The organism is Shewanella sp. MF05913, assembly GCF_059758095.1.
In genome coordinates this window covers 26904-42150 of sequence record NZ_JCAYNT010000007.1, presented here as the reverse complement: position 1 = coordinate 42150, position 15247 = coordinate 26904, and the positions used below count along the sequence as shown (strand labels likewise).

The following is a 15247-nucleotide window of genomic DNA, read 5'->3' as shown; positions in this document are numbered from 1 at the left end:
TCAACCCAACTCGTGTAATATGTGGCGCAATTCTACCAGCTCTTGTGCCTGTGTGACAGAGCTAGAATCGAATATTTATATAAATCCCATCAATTTTGTTAGAAGTGACCGTAAGTCTGGGGGCTGTTTGAGCAAAAAATTATTTAAATCAGGTCTAATTGTGAGTGTTATGACACTGATTTCGCGAGTATTAGGTTTAGTTCGCGACGTGGTGATTGCTAATTTAATGGGTGCAGGTAGCAGTGCTGATGTATTTTTCTTTGCCAATAAAATCCCTAATTTTTTAAGGCGCTTATTTGCCGAAGGTGCTTTTGCTCAAGCTTTTGTGCCTGTGTTAACCGAATATCAAGAAAAAATGACACCAGAAGACACACGCGAGTTGATCGGTAAGGTCGCGGGTACCTTAGGTGTGTTGGTTACCATTGTGACTTTGTTTGGTGTTATTTGTTCTCCTGTCTTGGCAGCGTTGTTTGGTGGCGGCTGGTTTTTAGACTGGTTAAATGACGGCCCTAATGCGGAAAAGTTCGAGTTAGCATCATTAATGCTAAAAATTACCTTTCCTTATCTTTGGTTTATTACCTTTACTGCTTTGGCCGGTTCCATATTAAATACTCGAGGCCGGTTTGCGGTATCGGCATTTACTCCTGTGTTCTTAAATGTCGCGATTATTGCAGTTGCGATGTGGTATGCACATACGCTTGAAAACCCAGAAATAGGTTTAGCGTGGGGCGTGTTTGCGGGTGGTTTGATACAGTTTTTGTTCCAAATCCCTTTCTTGATCAGAGAGAAAGCGTTAGTTAAACCTTCTTGGGGTTGGCACCATCCTGGTGTAGTAAAAATCAGAACGCTAATGATCCCCGCGTTGTTTGGTGTGTCGGTTTCGCAAATTAATTTATTGTTTGATACCTTTATCGCCAGTTTTTTAATGACAGGTTCAATTAGTTGGTTGTATTACGCAGACCGATTACTAGAGTTTCCGTTGGGGCTATTTGGTATTGCCATTGCGACCGTCATTCTGCCAGCGTTATCACAAAAGCATGTGAATGCAGAGGGCAGCGGTTTTAATCAAACAATGGATTGGGGCGTTAAAGCCATCATGCTGTTAGGCGCACCGGCGATGTTAGGGTTAATTATTTTAGCCAAACCCATGTTAATGGTGCTGTTTATGCGCGGCGCATTTACGATTAATGATGTTGAAATGGCGTCATACAGTTTAGTGGCTTATGGCTGTGGTTTGCTTAGCTTTATGATGATTAAGGTGTTAGCGCCAGGTTATTACTCACGCCAAGACACCAAAACACCCGTTAAATACGGCATCATTGCCATGGTAAGTAATATGGTGTTTAACCTCATTTTTGCTATTCCATTTGGTTATGTTGGCTTAGCCATTGCGACATCAATGTCTGCATTATTAAATGCTGGGTTACTCTATCGCGGCTTACACCGTGCTGGGGTATATAAAATGACTCGCCAGACTTTATTTTTTACCGGTAAAGTCATTATTTCAACAGCATTCATGACAGCGGCCATCCTTTATTTTATGCCGCAAGTCAGTGAATGGCTTGAGTGGCAGACGTTTGAACGTATGATGATGTTAATTGAACTTATTGTAGGCGGCGCACTCGTTTACCTGTTGAGTTTATTAATGCTTGGCGTTCGTCCTTGGAAAATTAAACGCAGTGCATAAATAGCGACACTCACTCAGTGACGTAAATTAACATTCAAACAATGGTAGATGCGCCAAAATGGCGTTAATAAACTGAGCTGTAAACTCGCATCTAACATTGGTTTGGGTATATAATCTGCCGATTTACAATTGGCAGTTATTGAGTGCAATGGAATTAATCCGCGGTATACACAATATTTTACCTTCTCATCATGGTTGCGTTTTAACTATTGGGAATTTTGACGGTGTCCATCGTGGCCATGCGCAGGTGATAAGCAATTTAGTTAATAAAGCGCATCATTTTCAACTGCCTGCTACGTTAATGACTTTTGAGCCTCAGCCTCAAGAACGTTTTCGTGGTGCAGATGCTCCGGCTCGTTTAAGTCTTTTACGCGATAAAATTAGGTTACTTGACGAGCTCAAAGTTGATCAGTTGTTGTGTATAAATTTTACTGCCGCTTTTGCCAATCAACCTGCAGAAGCCTTTATTGAAGACTTACTGGTTAAAAAACTTGGTGTTAAGTACCTGGTTGTCGGTGATGACTTTTGTTTTGGCCGAGGCCGGGCTGGCAATTTTAACATGCTGGTTGAGGCGGGTAAAAAGTTTGGGTTTACCGTTGTCAGCACTCAAAGTTTTATGGTGGGATCGCTAAGGGTGAGTTCTACTGCCGTTCGAGAGCACCTTGCACTTGGGCATTTAGAGCAGGCAAGACGCTTATTAGGGCATCCATTCATATTAAGTGGCCGTGTTGCTCATGGGCAAAAATTGGGCCGCACGATTGGGTTCCCTACGGCAAATATTGCGTTAAAGAGAAATGTGGTTCCGGTGCGCGGCGTGTTCGCTGTGCGTTTATATTGGGATGGCAGTGATGTATATGAAGGCGTTGCCAATGTGGGTTTTAGACCGACAGTGAATGGGCAAACCTGCAGATTAGAAGTCCATTTGTTTGATTTTTCCGGTGACTTATACGGCAAACGAGTGGAAGTAGAATTAGTAGCAAAAATCCGTGATGAACAACCTTTTGAATCATTGGATGCGCTAAAAAAACAAATTTTAAATGATGCGAACGAAGCTCGCGCTTTGTTTAGCAACGATGCTAGCTGAAACTAATCAGCTTTAATAACGGTATGGGATCAATGAGCGACTATAAATTTACTTTGAATTTGCCGGAAACTGAGTTTCCGATGCGCGGTAATTTGGCAAATCGCGAGCCAGAAATGTTAAATCGTTGGACGGAAGACGGGCTGTATCAACAGATCCGCGATAGCCGTACTGGTCGTAAACCTTTCATTTTGCATGACGGCCCTCCATACGCTAATGGCAGCATTCATATTGGTCACTCTGTAAATAAAATTCTTAAAGACATTATTATTAAGTCTAAAACCATGTCAGGTTTTGACGCACCTTATATTCCTGGTTGGGATTGTCACGGTTTACCGATTGAACTGAAAGTAGAGCAAAAAGTCGGTAAGCCAGGGGTTAAAATTTCTGCAGCAGAATTTCGTGAAGAATGCCGTAAATATGCCGCCACTCAAGTTGAAGGTCAGCGTGACGACTTTATTCGTTTAGGTGTACTAGGCGACTGGCAAAATCCATATTTAACTATGGATTTTTCAACTGAAGCCAATATTGTTCGCTCGTTAGCCAAAGTGATTGAAAGTGGTCATTTGCATAAGGGTGTTAAACCTGTCCATTGGTGTACCGACTGTGGTTCAGCACTTGCAGAAGCCGAAGTTGAATACGAAGACAAAACCTCTCCAGCCATCGATGTTGCTTTTTTTGCCGTTGATGCTGCTGCCGTAGCGGCTAAGTTTGGTGTTGAAAATTACACTAAACCGGTTGCAATGGCTATTTGGACCACAACGCCATGGACTATACCTGCTAACCGCGCGCTATCACTTAGCCCTGAGTTAGATTACAGCTTGGTTGAATTTGTGAAAGAGGGTAAAGCTACCACGCTTATTTTGGCCCAAGTTTTAGTTGAGTCTTGCTTAGAGCGTTATAGTGCAGAATCACATACTATTTTAGGTGAAGTTAAAGGCGCTGAGCTGGAACTGATGCGTTTCAATCACCCATTCTATGCGTTTGATGTGCCAGCTATTCTTGGCGATCATGTGACTACAGACGCTGGTACCGGTATTGTTCATACAGCACCTGGTCATGGTCAAGACGACTTTGTGGTTGGCCAGAAATACGGCTTAGAAGTCGCAAACCCAGTTGGTGACAATGGTGTTTACAAGCCAGACACCGAGTTTTTTGCTGGTCAGCATGTATTTAAAGCCAATGCGAGCGTAGTGGAATTACTTGAAGAAAAAGGCGCATTATTACTGCATGTTGCTTATCGTCATAGCTATCCGCATTGCTGGCGCCACAAAACGCCAATTATTTTCCGTGCTACGCCACAGTGGTTTATCTCTATGGACAACCACGGTCTGCGTTCTCAAGCACTAAAAGAAATCGAGCAAACAAAATGGATCCCTGATTGGGGTCAAAGCCGCATCGAAAAAATGGTCGAAAACCGTCCTGACTGGTGTATTTCTCGTCAACGTACTTGGGGCGTCCCTATTACGTTATTTGTTCACCGTGAAACGGATGAATTGCATCCAGACAGTGTTTCATTAATGGAACGTGTCGCAAATCGTATTGAACAACAAGGCATTCAAGCCTGGTGGGATTTAGACGAAAGTGAACTGTTAGGTGATGAAGCGGACCAGTACCGTAAAGTGACCGATACCTTAGACGTATGGTACGACTCAGGTTCATCATTTTCATCAGTGGTTGCAGCCCGTCCTGAGTTTCATGGACATGACATTGATTTGTACCTAGAAGGAAGCGATCAGCATCGTGGTTGGTTTATGTCATCATTGATGATTTCTACCGCGATGAATGGTAAAGCACCTTATAAGCAAGTATTGACGCATGGTTTTACCGTTGATGGTAAAGGCCGCAAAATGTCAAAATCTGTTGGTAACGTGATTGCGCCATTACAAGTAATCAATAAGCTTGGTGCTGATATTCTACGCCTGTGGGTTGCTGCGACAGATTACAGCGGTGAAATGACCGTATCTGACGAGATTTTAAACCGTAGTGCAGATGCATATCGCCGTATTCGTAATACTGCGCGTTTCTTGTTAGCTAACTTAAGTGGCTTCAACCCTGAAACTGACATGATTGCATCAGAGGATATGGTCGCGTTAGATCGTTGGGTTGTTCGTCGTGCTGCTGCATTACAACAAGAAATCATTGAAGCGTATGATCAATACAACTTCCACCAAGTGACTCAAAAACTGATGCAGTTCTGTTCAGTTGAGTTAGGCAGTTTCTATCTTGATATTATTAAAGATCGCCAGTACACCGCTAAGCAAGAAGGGCATGCTCGTCGTAGCTGTCAATCTGCGCTTTACCATATTGCTGAGGCAATGGTGCGTTGGATGACACCAATTTTAAGCTTTACCGCTGATGAAGTGTGGCAATTATTGCCAGGTAAACGTGAAAAGTATGTGTTTACCCAAGAATGGTACCAAGGCTTAGAAGCGGTCACGCTTGATACAGATTTAAGCGATGATTATTGGGATAAACTATTAACTGTCCGTAATGAAGTTAACAAAGTACTTGAACAAGCTCGTCGTGACAAACGTATTGGTGGTTCATTAGAAGCTGAAGTGACATTGTTCGCCGATGCTGATTTAGCCGCTGAGTTAGCTAAAGTGGGTGATGAATTACGCTTTATTCTTATTACCTCTAAAGCCGCTGTTGCGGATATGTCGCAAGCCGGTAGCGATGCCATCGAAACTGAATTAAGTTCGCTTAAATTGGTCGTTGCCAAAAGTAGCGCCGAGAAGTGTGAGCGTTGCTGGCACTATCGTGAAGAGGTTGGCACCATTGAAGCTCACCCAACATTGTGTCAACGCTGTGTGACCAATATTGAAGGTGAAGGCGAGCAGCGCGAATTCGCTTAAAGGAATAACAATAATGAGTTCTGTGCCATTAACTTGGAAAGACAGCGGTTTACGTTGGTACTGGGTAGCTGCATTGGTGTTTTTAGCTGATCAGTTATCCAAGCAATGGGTACTCGCTAATTTTGACTTACGCGAATCAGTGATGCTTTTGCCTATTTTTAATTTTACGTACGTCCGTAATTATGGTGCCGCTTTCAGTTTTTTAAATGATGCTGGAGGCTGGCAACGGTGGTTGTTTGCGGTAGTTGCAATCGGCTTTAGCACTTTATTGACTATTTGGTTACGTAAACAATCACATACCATGTGGCGCAGTAATTTGGCGTTTACATTAGTGATTGGCGGTGCGCTAGGTAATTTAATCGACCGGCTAATGCACGGCTTTGTTGTAGACTTCATACATTTCTATTGGAATACAAGCCACTTTCCTGCTTTTAATGTTGCTGACTCTGCCATTTTTATTGGTGCAGCATTGATTATTTGGGAATCGTTTAAGCCTGATAATAAAACATCAGAGGAGCAATCTAGTCGTGACTGATCTAACAAAACAAGATGACCAAGCGTTACTGTGTCATATGAACATAGTCTTAGAAGATGGTTCTACCGCTGATAGCACCAAAGCATCGGGAAAGCCTGCTCGTTTAAATATAGGCGACAACAGTTTAAGCCCAGCATTTGAAGCTCAGCTTAAAGGTTTAAAAGCGGGTGATAAGCATCAATTTACGCTCGCACCACAAGATGCGTTTGGTGAGTCAAACCCTGATGCAATTCATTATATGGATCGCAGTCGTTTCCCTGCAGACATGAAGCTTGAAGCGGGCGTCATTGTCAGTTTTGCCGGTCCGGGTGGCAGTGAAATCCCTGGTATTGTCCGTGACACTGCCGGTGACTCGATTACCGTTGATTTAAATCATCCGCTAGCAGGGCACACCATTACATTTGAGCTTGAAGTGGTCAGTGTTATTACGGAATAAAGGTATAACATGTTGAAAGTTGATCCAACATCGCCAGAACTCAGCATTTTACTCGCAAATCCTCGTGGGTTTTGTGCTGGGGTTGATCGCGCTATCAGTATTGTAGAGCGTGCTCTAGAGCTGTTTGAACCGCCTATCTATGTGCGCCATGAAGTGGTACATAATCGTTATGTGGTTGACAATCTAAAGCAACGAGGTGCGCTTTTTATTGATGAGCTCCATCAAGTGCCAGATAATAGCATCGTTATTTTTAGCGCCCATGGTGTGTCACAAGCAGTAAGAAAAGAAGCCAAAACGCGTGGACTAAAAGTCTTTGATGCGACTTGTCCGCTGGTGACTAAAGTGCATCTACAAGTGACACGTGCAAGCCGTAAAGGTATTGAGTGCATTTTGATTGGTCACGAAGGTCATCCAGAAGTTGAAGGCACCATGGGGCAGTATGATAATCCCAAGGGCGGTGTTTATCTGATTGAGTCACCAGAAGATGTGAATAATCTGAAGGTCAATAACCCTGATAACTTATGTTTTGTCACCCAAACGACGCTTTCAGTGGACGACACATTAGATATCATCGCGGCTCTACAGCAACGCTTCCCTTCTATTGAAGGTCCGCGTAAAGATGATATTTGCTACGCCACTCAAAATAGACAAGATGCGGTACGTAGCATGTCTGCTGAAGTCGATTTGCTTATTGTTGTCGGGTCAAAAAACAGCTCTAACTCAAATCGTTTACGTGAACTTGCTGAAAAAACCGGTACCCAGTCTTATTTAGTCGACACCGCTGCTGATGTTGAGCCAGTGTGGTTTGATGGTGTAAAAAAAGTAGCTGTTACCGCAGGCGCTTCAGCACCAGAAGTTTTGGTACAACAGGTCGTTAACGCAATCGCTACATTAGCACCGAGTGTTATTACCGAAGTTGAAGGTCGAAAAGAAGACACCGTCTTTGCTGTGCCTGCTGAATTACGTTAATAAATTCAATGCTATAGATGTACTTGCCCGCAACTTAATTTAGGTTGCGGGTTTTTTGTACTTGCGCGATAAACCGAGTATAATACTGATTAGATGTTAACTTTTTAAATCAATGTAAATATATATCAATGCTACTTACTGATTACATTTAACTCAGTTATTATTACAAATTGGTTAATGCAATTGTCAGTAGATTAAGTTTAAGGCAAACCAATATTTTGATTGCCTTTTCATGGAGGTTTGGCGCTGATGTCATTTAAAAGGAATGGATTTTCCTTAATAGAAGTAATGGTGTCACTGGTTATTCTGGTGATAGGCCTTATTGGCATTTTTAATCTGCATATTGTGTCTAAGCAGGGCAGTTTCGAGTCATTTCAGCAAACTCAAGCATCATATTACGCTAATGATATTATCAATCGCATGCGCCTAAATGTGAGCGAGCTATCTAATTACGGTTCCTCAGCTGGTACTAAATATACTAGCCCTTCATCAACAAAGCCTAAAGAATGCTCAAATGCAAATTTGTGTTCAACATCTGAATTACTCGCTTGGGACCTGTATGAATGGCAAAGTTTGTTTGTTGGAGATTTAGAGGTTAGTAGTGAGGAAGGGAGTGTGGGTGGATTACCTTCACCCGAAGCCTGTATTTTTGTCAATTCAAATGACGTTACAGTCGTAATCACTTGGCAAACTGTTAGAAATTTCAATGCTTCTAATGAGAATTATTCAGATTTAGTAAAATTATGTGATTCATCCGGTGCAAAAAGAAGAATTTACGAAGTTAAAACGGCGATTTATTGATGAGACTGATGATGAACAAGTTATCCATAAAAAACAAAGGCATGTCCTTAGTTGAGTTAATGATAGCAATGCTAATTAGCTTGTTTTTAACTGCCGGCCTTTTTACGCTATTTAGCATGTCATCAAGTAATGTGACAACAACAAGTCAATTTAACCAGCTACAAGAAAATGGTCGAATAGCTTTAACGTTAATAGAAAGAGACATCAGTCAGCTTGGTTTTTTTGCCGATATTACAGGTACTGAACTTATACTGAATGTTAATACAGTGAATTCTACAACTGCTTTAACTTCTGATTGTGTTGGAGAGGGGGCAAATAACGCCACTTTTCCTCAACTTGCCCCTGCACACTTTAGACGGTTATGGGGATTTGAATATACCTCGACATTACGTATAAATTGCAATTCAGCGTTAACACCAGATAAAAATACTGATGTTATTCAAATTAAAAGATTAATCGGCCCATCGGTTCCTGCAGCCGACCTTGATAGCAACGCATTTTACGCATCTGTTACGGCAAATGAAATTGAGTTCTTTGATGGTGATGATACTCCACCCGTAAAATTAAACAGTCGAATGTGGAAGTATCAACATAGAATTTACTATATTGAAACTGAATCAGGTATTCCAGTGCTTAAGCGTCGCAGCCTGAATTTATCCGGTGGGATGAAAAATGAAGAACAACTTGTTGAAGGGATACAGAACATTCATTTTACATACGGTTTTGATAATGATGGTGATTCAACGCCAGATGCTTTTTTACCGGCTAAAGATGTTACAAACTTCATGTGGGATAACCAAGGTTTTCAGCGTCTCGTTGCTGTTAAAATTTATGTCCTTGTCAGGGCTGTTAACATTGATAGAAGCTACGAAAATGATGTGACTTATAGCTTAGGTGATATAAAAATATCGGGTTCAGTTAATCCTAATGATATTAGTCCGGACATAGACAAAGATTATAAACATTACAGACGCAAGGTTATGTCTACAACCGTAGTATTAGAAAACCCGGTACTGATTAGGAATTAAATTATGAATGTATTTAGGTATAAAAATGATCAAAACTCATAAAAAACAGCAGGGGGTAGTGCTATTTTTTTCATTAATCGTATTAGTATTAATGACGATCATTGGTGTTGCATTGGCTGTCAATTCGACGCAGTCATTAAGAATGTCAGGTGCCGGAAGTGACAGGTTAGCTGCGACATCCCTAGCGCTTGGAGGATTGAATACTGTGATTTCTAAAAATGTAGCATACCAGTTTAGTACGACTGTAATTCCTAAGCGAACGGTAACTGAATTAAATGGTAGTCAAAATATATTGCTAATGCCTATTGATAACCCTGGTATTAATGTGAGTTGCCAAAGAACTGAGAAGGCTAATGCTGCAAATTTAATTGACTGTCGAAGAATCGAAGTATCTAGTTCAGTTAATTACGGACGAGGTGGTTACGGAGAACTTTCTGTGACAATGGGTGTTGAGCAAGAAGTGCTCAAGGAGAATTAAAATGTTTTATAAATATTCAGGCTTCACATTACTATTTTTTATTACCGGCTTTGCAGCTATCGCCTTTGCTGATGATACCGAATTATACGTTTTAGAATCATCTGTGCGTAGTGATGATAATCCACAGATTCTTATTATTTTAGACACATCAGGTAGTATGGATAAAAATGGTGGTGAAATGCTTGCCCCACCATTTCTAACTTCGGCAACTCCGACAAGTACGACTAAAATATATTATTCGACGAGTGTTGATGAAGTTCCTTTGATTGGAAGTCAAAGTTATTTTACATATGATAAAAATAACTGCAATTCATCATTAAACATTATTAAGTCTTTTGGCATTTATACTGGTTATTTTAGACAATACCAAGATGAAAAATGGGCTGAGCTCCCTCTTGCTAATGATAATATTATATCTTCTATTGATTGTTATGAAGATATTGCGGTTGCAGACAATAAAAATGCTAGTGGTAAGAGTAATGGTTATCCTGTAGACGGGTTAAGTAGTGCCTATAGTAATGATTCCAATGCGTTAGCTAATGCAAGGTTAACTGATTTTGGATTGGGTAAACCGATCACCTTATTTACTGATAGATATGTCACTTGGTATCATAATAAACCTAATAATGCTTGGACAACGCGCATGGCAGTTGCTAAGCGAGTTTTAAGTGAGGTTATCGTTAATACTCCTGGTGTCGATTTAGGGTTGATGATTTTTAATAAAAATTCAAACGGTTATGACCGGCATGGTGGTCGTGTTATTTCGAATATTAAAACAGGAAATATAACTAATAAAAATAGTTTACTGACTACGGTAAATAATACTATTTCAATTCAGAGTAACTCTACACCGTTGTGTGAAACGTTATATGAAGCTGCTCGCTATTTACATGCAAAAAGTGTGGTCAATGGACACAAAACCAGTGGTTCTACAGATAATCCTAGTTATGACACTAGCGCAGAGTCACCTTCTGGAACCTATAAAAGCCCATTCATCGGTAAAGAATGTGGCTCTAATGCATCTATTATTTTAATTACAGATGGTGCCCCACAGTATGATACTAATGAAAATGGAAATATAAAAAATTTGTTAGGCTTGCCTTCTAACACAACAGATAAAGACACCCCCAATTCTATATACGTAGATGCTTACAATTATGATAAACATTATAGTTTATTACCTTCAGTAGCGAATTGGTTAGCCAATAATGACGTTAATCCATATGCTCCTGGTGTACAAACAGTTAAAACCTATACAATTGGATTTAGTGAAGGAGTCAATAATGCAACGACATTGTTGAATTCAACTGCTGCTCAGGGAAATGGAGTTGCATACTACGCTACTGATACATCAGAACTTCAAGCTTCATTAATAGATGCAATTGAAGCTATTAGCCTCGACAGCTCTAGTTTTTCTTCACCTTCAGTTGTTCTTGATAAAACACAAACTGGAAATTCGGCGTATTTTGCAATGTTTTTACCAGGTGAAGGCCCTAGGTGGACCGGTAATCTTAAAAAGTTTAAAGTAAATTCAACGGGTGATATTTTAGATAAAAATAATAACAAGGCTTTTTCTAGTGATGGCCGGATTGCTGAAGATGCATGTTCATTATGGGTTAGCGATGCAAGTTGTGCTGATGCAGATTATCAAGGCTATGATGTTAATGATGGTGGTGTAGTCGCGGCATTACGAGATAACTACAGGAATTCAGCGGGTCTAGCGAATAGAAATGTACTTACCAATACTAGTAGCTCGGGGGCACTAGTTGCCTTAACAAAAAATAACGCCCAAATAAACGGTAATTTAAATGATGCAGAACTAGCTACATTTTTAAATGTTGATCAAAATAATATTGAAAGTACTTTAAATTGGGCTAAAGGCCAAAATGTCGATAATGAGAAATATAATTTACAAACAGCTCCATATCTTAGACAAGATATATTAGGTGACCCGCTTCATTCAAGACCTCTGGTCATAAATTATGGCACAACCGCTTCACCTGACATAAGAATTATCATGGGAACCAACCATGGTTTTGTTCATATGTTTAAAGATACGGAGTCAGAGGTTAATGGTCAGAGTGTCAGTACTGTATCTGAATCATGGGCTTTTATTCCCCATGAATTATTACCTAATATTAAAAGCTTAAGAGATAACCCTAAAACAGGTGTTCATTCTGTATATGGTATGGATGGCTCTGCAGTTCCGTATTTTGAATATGATGCAGATGGTAAAATCAATAAAGCTTGGGTATTTATGGGAATGCGAAGAGGAGGCAGTTCATATTATGCCTTAGACGTAACAAATAAAGATGCTCCAACGTTACTGTGGATTAAGAATAACAGTGATTATTCATTATTAGGGCAGTCTTGGTCTGAGCCTGTAGTGACTAAAATTTCAGGGTGGAAAGACTCTAAAGGCAATGCAAAACCTGTTTTAGTGGTGGGTGCTGGATATAATCCAAGTACAAAAGATGGTGCCAGTGTCGGCACTAACGACACTAAAGGTGCTGGTATTTATATCTTGGACGCCGCAACAGGCATTAAAGTACATAGCTTTGGCGGTTCAGGAGTCGATACAACTATGCCTGGAATTATCGATAGCATTCCGAGTAAAGTTGCTGTATTGGATAGTAATAATGATCAACTTACTGACCGAATTTATGCTGCAGATACAGGTGCTAATGTGTGGCGTATAGATTTACCCGGATTATCGACAGATTCTAAAAATCCATGGAGTGCTTTTAAATTTGCGAATATGGGTGGTAATGATACTTCAACAGATATTCGTTTTTATTCTGAGCCAGTAATTGCCCAAACAGCTTTTAGTAATGTGTCGGAGCACACATACACAGATATTGATGGGAAAAGCGTAACATCAAAACAATATCAAAGTATCCCCTATGATGCAGTGGTAATTGGCAGTGGGCACAGGGCAAACCCTTTAAACAAAACACGAAATGATAAGTTTTTCGTATTCCAAGATCGAAATATTGTCTCGAAGTCTTATAGTTCAGCAGCTGGGAATAGTGCTCCTGCAGCATTAACAATATCCGATTTATATGATGTAACTACTGAGTCTCCGACAGAGGATGAGGCTTTAATTACCTTTGGACAAAAAAGAGGTTGGTATTATAGCTTTGCTGATGCCGGTGAAAAATCTTTGTCAGCAGCAACAATAGTAGAAGGTAAAGTATTTTTCACTTCCTACGTTCCTCAAACCGGTGCGACTGATAATGCATGTTTAATCCCCGGAGAAGGACGTTTACGTGGCCGAGATCTCCACAAAGGCGGAAAAATTTATAGTTATTCACAAGACTACTTTAAAATGAGTGAACAAGTGCCCGATACTCCTACATTAGTAATCCCTAAAAATGGTGATGATATTAGTTATATGTACTTAATTGGGATTGGTGATGCAGCAAATGAAATGATAAAAAATGATCTAATGGGCGATGATGGTTGCGCTGATGGCGATAATAAATGTGTTGGTGGTGGATTGGGTGTAAATCAGATCTACTATCATACTAAAGAGAATTAAACATGAAGATATCAATTGCTAAAGCATACTCTGGTTTTACCTTAATAGAGGTAATGATCACCGTTGTCATCGTTGGTATTTTAGCTTCAATAGCATACCCTTCATACACTAAGTTTGTTGCGAAGGGAGCGAGAGGTGATGCTTTAGCTGGGTTGATGAATGTGGCAAATAGGCAAGAGCAGTATTATTTAGATCATAAAACGTTCACTAAAAATATGAAAAGGCTCGGACTTTCTGTTGATGGTGATGGTTATTTTGTTGTTGAAAATGGATACTACAAAATAGATGCTACTACTGCAAATACCAACCGATACACTATCGAGGCTAAAGCCAATGACATTCAGAAGGCAAGAGATTCAGAATGCTCTTCAATGACAATTACTTCTGATGGTGAAAAAGCCCCAAGCGAATGCTGGTCAAACTAATAAGCTTAAGTCTCTAATTACAGTTTACACTTGTTGTAATTAATGAAATTTTGCCTGATGGACTAACTGTTATACCTTTAGAGTATTCACTATTTTTCTTAGATGGACAGTAGTGAATACTAATTACATTATTGGTTGTCAACATCCCATCGATGTTAAAAGTAATAGTCGAGGATGAAGCTTTAATAAAGTCTTTTGAATTAAGATTTTGTACCTTTTTCAGGACATCACCATTATCTTCAATAGCAACAACATACCCATCAATCCAACTACCAGTGCAACCTGAATCGCTACCAGAGCAAATTGAAACCTTCCTGCCATAACTAATGGCTTGACTTCTTGCAAATACAGCAGCACTTTGTATATTACTAATGGCAGTAGAGCTTCGTGACATCTCATAGACTGAATTTAACGAGGGTACCGCTACAGCGAGCAAGATAGCCGCAACTGCAACAGTAACCATCAGTTCAACTAGCGTAAAACCATTTATATTTTTCATTACCAATCCTTATTCGAACTCTTGTTCTTATTTTGGATCATTGGGGAGAAAATAGATATGGTCTATGGTTTTTACTCACGTAATTTAGAAAATAACACTCTATTATTTTGTATAATGCGATAATGTCATTGGTAAAAAGCCTAATCGCACTTTGAGTTAGTAAATTTAGCCTGATTTATTGTGATTTTATTCTTATCGAATCCAGCATGTAAACTATTTACAAATCACTTTTTTCCTTGAAAAGCGTACTCTTCCAGATTGATTGATGATTATCGCCTCAGAATAAGGGCTATCGATCACACGAGGGCAATACCTAAAAGTACCATTTGTACCTGATGCCAGACCATCAGCTTGAAACCTAACATATCTTCTATTGTAGTAAACAATATCGTTGACATTAAATGCCGGAACTTCAAGCAATATTTTGTCTGACGATGATAGTTCATTTAGTGTTAATCCATCTAGAAAGATTGTGTAGCCTTTATGCCATTGTCGCGTACATTTATTAGCTTTAAGATTACAAACTGTGACTCTTCTGCCATAACTAATGGCCATATTTCTAGCAAACTGCATAGATTGTTGTATCACTTTGATACTGCTCTGTGCTCTCACTTGCTCGTTCACCGCGGTAAAAGACGGAATGGCGATGAGCGACATAAGCATGACAATTAATGTAGTGACGATGAGCTCAATAAGGCCAAAGCCATTGTTTGATTGAATGTAAGGCATAACAGTTCATCCTTAATCTAGTTGCAGCATCCTGCTACGGGGTCAATTAGTATAGAAAATGAACAGCGTTTTTGCTGTGAAATATCTTTTTCTAAATACGTAAAATAGCAGCGACAATTAGCTGCAGATTCAAGTAAGATATTTGCAAGCAGTTTGGTTGCAATAAACGTCAACGACGAC

The 15247-nt window shown here is 39.9% G+C and carries 13 protein-coding genes; 11 read left to right on the top strand and 2 right to left on the bottom strand.

The features are described from left to right. Positions 1-127 precede the first annotated feature (127 nt). The 11 genes from murJ to AC19MV_RS10570 all read left to right on the top strand — a co-directional run bounded on the left by murJ (position 128) and on the right by AC19MV_RS10570 (position 13839). Positions 128-1687, top strand: a complete 1560-nt coding sequence (murJ, locus tag AC19MV_RS10620) for a murein biosynthesis integral membrane protein MurJ (RefSeq protein ID WP_432399280.1) — start codon at positions 128-130, stop codon at positions 1685-1687. 148 nt (positions 1688-1835) lie between these two features. Further along, complete coding sequence (gene ribF, locus AC19MV_RS10615) at positions 1836-2771, top strand: bifunctional riboflavin kinase/FAD synthetase (RefSeq protein WP_498307484.1); 936 nt, start codon at positions 1836-1838, stop codon at positions 2769-2771. A 32-nt stretch (positions 2772-2803) separates the two neighbouring features. Next, on the top strand, positions 2804-5626 hold the full coding sequence (ileS, locus tag AC19MV_RS10610; RefSeq protein WP_498307483.1) for an isoleucine--tRNA ligase: 2823 nt from the start codon (positions 2804-2806) through the stop codon (positions 5624-5626). Positions 5627-5648: 22 nt separating this feature from the next. Further along, complete coding sequence (lspA, locus tag AC19MV_RS10605) at positions 5649-6161, top strand: signal peptidase II (RefSeq protein ID WP_498307606.1); 513 nt, start codon at positions 5649-5651, stop codon at positions 6159-6161. After that, positions 6154-6597, top strand: coding sequence for an FKBP-type peptidyl-prolyl cis-trans isomerase (fkpB, locus tag AC19MV_RS10600; RefSeq protein ID WP_432399276.1), 444 nt, complete (start codon positions 6154-6156; stop codon positions 6595-6597). The genes lspA and fkpB overlap by 8 nt, the downstream gene beginning before the upstream one ends. A gap of 9 nt (positions 6598-6606) precedes the next feature. Further along, positions 6607-7566 carry a 4-hydroxy-3-methylbut-2-enyl diphosphate reductase gene (gene ispH, locus AC19MV_RS10595; RefSeq protein WP_498297227.1) on the top strand — a complete coding sequence of 320 codons (960 nt, stop codon included), beginning with the start codon at positions 6607-6609 and terminating at the stop codon, positions 7564-7566. Between the two features lie 249 nt (positions 7567-7815). Continuing rightward, a complete protein-coding gene (gene pilV, locus AC19MV_RS10590) occupies positions 7816-8367 on the top strand; it encodes a type IV pilus modification protein PilV (RefSeq protein ID WP_498307482.1) in 552 nt (183 codons plus the stop codon). Between the two features lie 11 nt (positions 8368-8378). Beyond that, positions 8379-9395, top strand: coding sequence for a PilW family protein (locus AC19MV_RS10585; RefSeq protein WP_498307604.1), 1017 nt, complete (start codon positions 8379-8381; stop codon positions 9393-9395). Positions 9396-9402: 7 nt separating this feature from the next. Beyond that, a complete protein-coding gene (locus tag AC19MV_RS10580; protein ID WP_498307481.1) occupies positions 9403-9873 on the top strand; it encodes a pilus assembly PilX family protein in 471 nt (156 codons plus the stop codon). Position 9874: 1 nt separating this feature from the next. After that, entirely contained in the window at positions 9875-13414 is a 3540-nt protein-coding gene (locus AC19MV_RS10575) for a pilus assembly protein (RefSeq protein ID WP_498307479.1), read from the top strand. Positions 13415-13416: 2 nt separating this feature from the next. Continuing rightward, a complete protein-coding gene (locus AC19MV_RS10570) occupies positions 13417-13839 on the top strand; it encodes a type IV pilin protein (RefSeq protein ID WP_498307477.1) in 423 nt (140 codons plus the stop codon). A gap of 13 nt (positions 13840-13852) precedes the next feature. On the opposite strand, the gene AC19MV_RS10565 is transcribed toward AC19MV_RS10570, so the two are convergent. Further along, entirely contained in the window at positions 13853-14338 is a 486-nt protein-coding gene (locus AC19MV_RS10565) for a GspH/FimT family pseudopilin (protein ID WP_498307475.1), read from the bottom strand. 213 nt (positions 14339-14551) lie between these two features. Then, positions 14552-15067, bottom strand: coding sequence for a GspH/FimT family pseudopilin (locus AC19MV_RS10560; protein ID WP_498307473.1), 516 nt, complete (start codon positions 15065-15067; stop codon positions 14552-14554). Positions 15068-15247 lie beyond the last annotated feature (180 nt).

Excerpts from the sequence above, each read along its gene's own strand:
- ribF (WP_498307484.1), top strand. The coding sequence starts at position 1,836 with ATGGAATTAATCCGCGGTATACACAATATTTTACCTTCTCATCATGGT.
- ileS (WP_498307483.1), top strand. The coding sequence starts at position 2,804 with ATGAGCGACTATAAATTTACTTTGAATTTGCCGGAAACTGAGTTTCCG.
- ispH (WP_498297227.1), top strand. The coding sequence starts at position 6,607 with ATGTTGAAAGTTGATCCAACATCGCCAGAACTCAGCATTTTACTCGCA.
- pilV (WP_498307482.1), top strand. The coding sequence starts at position 7,816 with ATGTCATTTAAAAGGAATGGATTTTCCTTAATAGAAGTAATGGTGTCA.
- AC19MV_RS10585 (WP_498307604.1), top strand. The coding sequence starts at position 8,379 with ATGAACAAGTTATCCATAAAAAACAAAGGCATGTCCTTAGTTGAGTTA.
- AC19MV_RS10580 (WP_498307481.1), top strand. The coding sequence starts at position 9,403 with ATGTATTTAGGTATAAAAATGATCAAAACTCATAAAAAACAGCAGGGG.
- AC19MV_RS10575 (WP_498307479.1), top strand. The coding sequence starts at position 9,875 with ATGTTTTATAAATATTCAGGCTTCACATTACTATTTTTTATTACCGGC.
- AC19MV_RS10570 (WP_498307477.1), top strand. The coding sequence starts at position 13,417 with ATGAAGATATCAATTGCTAAAGCATACTCTGGTTTTACCTTAATAGAG.
- AC19MV_RS10565 (WP_498307475.1), bottom strand. The coding sequence starts at position 14,338 with ATGAAAAATATAAATGGTTTTACGCTAGTTGAACTGATGGTTACTGTT.
- AC19MV_RS10560 (WP_498307473.1), bottom strand. The coding sequence starts at position 15,067 with ATGCCTTACATTCAATCAAACAATGGCTTTGGCCTTATTGAGCTCATC.